Origin of the sequence: Burkholderia anthinoferrum (assembly GCF_002925705.1) — a bacterium.
Lineage (GTDB): Bacteria > Pseudomonadota > Gammaproteobacteria > Burkholderiales > Burkholderiaceae > Burkholderia > Burkholderia semiarida.
This window is the reverse complement of sequence record NZ_LFZP01000080.1, coordinates 1-2,401: the sequence shown is the minus strand read 5'-3', so window position 1 is coordinate 2,401 and position 2,401 is coordinate 1. Positions and strand designations below refer to the sequence as shown.

Annotated in this window: 2 protein-coding genes; one reads left to right on the top strand and one right to left on the bottom strand. The window is 63.9% G+C overall.

From position 1 onward, the window contains the following. Positions 1–160: 160 nt before the first annotated feature. Positions 161–1,690: a catalase gene (locus tag C5F75_RS35955; RefSeq protein ID WP_059578074.1), complete on the bottom strand. Its 1,530-nt coding sequence runs from the start codon at positions 1,688–1,690 to the stop codon at positions 161–163. Between the two features lie 288 nt (positions 1,691–1,978). Here C5F75_RS35955 and C5F75_RS35950 point away from each other — a divergent pair. Beyond that, a partial coding sequence (locus C5F75_RS35950) for an amino acid permease (RefSeq protein ID WP_146075248.1) occupies positions 1,979–2,401 on the top strand: 423 nt, incomplete at its 3' end.

The following is a 2,401-nucleotide window of genomic DNA, read 5'->3' as shown; positions in this document are numbered from 1 at the left end:
CGAAGGAGAAGTTCGTGCGCGACTTCGTCGCCGCCTGGAACAAGGTGATGAACCTCGACCGCTTCGATCTCGCGTGACCGACGGCTTCACGCCGCTCACGTAGCAAACGAAAACGGCCAGTCTCGCGACTGGCCGTTTTCATCATGGGTTCAACCTTGCGTCAGTCCGCCAGCCGCGCAGCCAGCGCCTCGACGCGCCGCGGATCCGCATTGACGGCCAGCGCGATCCTGCGGCCGTACTCCGGATCGGCCTTCTGGAAATACGACAGCATCGTGTACTTGACGTTCTCGTCCTTCACCTGCCCCAGATCGCCCGCGAGATTCGCGATCAGATCCTTGCGCGCGTTCTCCGGCAGCGATCGATAGAACGCACCGGCCTGCGCGAAGTTCCGCGTCCGCGCGATCGGCGCCTGCTGCGTCGTGCCGGTCAGCGGCAGCCGGCTGTACTTGTACCGCGCATCCGCCGACAGATCCTTCGCCGCGCTCGGCTCGTAGTTCACGGTGCCCTTGGTCATGCCGCCGTTCATCGCGCCGTCCTGGTTGTGGTTCGCCACGTCGGCGCGCGGGCGATTCACCGGCAATTGCAGCCCGTTCACGCCCACCCGATGCAGCTGCGTATCCGCATACGCGAACAGGCGGCCTTGCAGCAGCCGGTCTTCCGACGGCTCGATGCCCGGCACCAGATTCGACGGCGCCATCGCGGCCTGCTCCGTTTCCTGGAAGATGTTCGCCGGATTGCGATCGAGCGTCATCGTGCCGATCTTGATCTCGGGAACGTCGGGCCAGATCTTCGTGGCGTCGAGCGGATCGAACTCGAAGCGCGCGAGCTGCTCGGGCTTCAGCACCTGGATATACAGATCCCATTTCGGGAAGTTGCCGGCGGCAATGGCCGCCTGCAAATCACGCGTCATGTGATTGAAGTCCTTGCCCTGAATGCGCTCGGCTTCCTTCGCGTCGAGATTGTGCTCGCCCTGCAAGCTCTTCCAGTGGAATTTCACGTAGTGCACGTCGCCGCGCGCGTTGACGAACTTGTACGCGTGCACGCTGTTGCCGTCCATCTCGCGATAGCTTCTCGGCGTGCCGTAGTCCGAATAAAGGCGCGTGAGCATGTGCGTCGCTTCGGGTTGATGCGAGAAGAAATCGAAGAAGCGGTTCGGATCCTGGATGTTCGTGTCCGGCGCCGGCTTCAGCGAATGAACCATGTCCGGGAACTTGATCGCGTCGCGGATGAAGAACACCGGCAGGTTGTTGCCCACCAGATCCCAGTTGCCTTCCGACGTATAGAACTTCGTCGCGAAGCCGCGCGGGTCGCGCAGCGTCTCCGGCGACGTGCCGCCGTGGATCACGCTCGAGAACCGGACGAACACCGGCGTGTCGGTGCCCGGCGCGAACACCTTCGCCTGCGTGTAGTCGGAAATGTCGCGGGTCGCGATGAAGTGTCCGTATGCGCCGGTGCCGCGCGCGTGCACGACGCGCTCCGGAATGCGCTCACGGTCGAAACGCTGCAGTTTCTGGATCAGGTTGACGTCCTGCAGCACGACGGGGCCACCGGGGCCGGCCGTCTGCGAGTTCTGGTTGTCGCCGACGGGCGCGCCGTTGTCGCGTGTCAGTGTCGATGCGCTCGCGTCGAAGGTCAGGACGGTCGCGCATACCAGCAAAGCGGTACGCCATGCGGCTTGCGTGTTGTACATCTGTCGACTCCATGTTTGAAATGGGGCCTCACTGTAATTCGCATGTAAGCCGGCCGTGAATTGACTTATTCATATCGGCTCGATTGGCGATCGCTATCGTCGCGGTTCGCGGCGGCACGATCGGCGAGTGAAAAAATATGCGCCGGCTCGGACCGGTCCGAGCACCGGCCGATTTTCAGACTGGGCCGATTCATTTCACGCAGCCGCGCATTCGACAATGCCTGCACCCTGCCCGATCCGCTTGCCGGTCCCGCCGGCCGGGAACTCGACCACTCAGGAGCAAGCACCATGAACGATGCAGGATCGCCCATCCGCCATGCCGCCGACGTCGCGGCCGATACGCCGCACGATGCCGGCGGCCACACGCTGCAACGCGGCCTCAGCTGGAAGGACGCGTTCTGGGTCACGAGCGGCGTGCCCGCCGGCGTGCTGTTCACGATCGGCGGCGTGTCCGCGACGATCGGCCACCCGGCGTGGGCCGTGTGGATCGCCGCGATCACGATGGGGCTGATTCAAAGCGCGACCTACGCGGAGATTTCCAGCCTGTTTCCGCATAAATCGGGCGGTGCGTCGGTGTACGGCGCGATCGGCTGGGTTCGTTACAGCAAGCTGATTGCGCCGGTATCCGTATGGTGCAACTGGCTCGCGTGGTCGCCGATGCTCGCGCTCGGCTGCGGCCTCGCGGCGAGCTATGCGCTCACGAGTCTCTTT

Coding starts and splice junctions, on each gene's coding strand:
- C5F75_RS35955 (WP_059578074.1), bottom strand. CDS start 1,690: ATGTACAACACGCAAGCCGCATGGCGTACCGCTTTGCTGGTATGCGCG.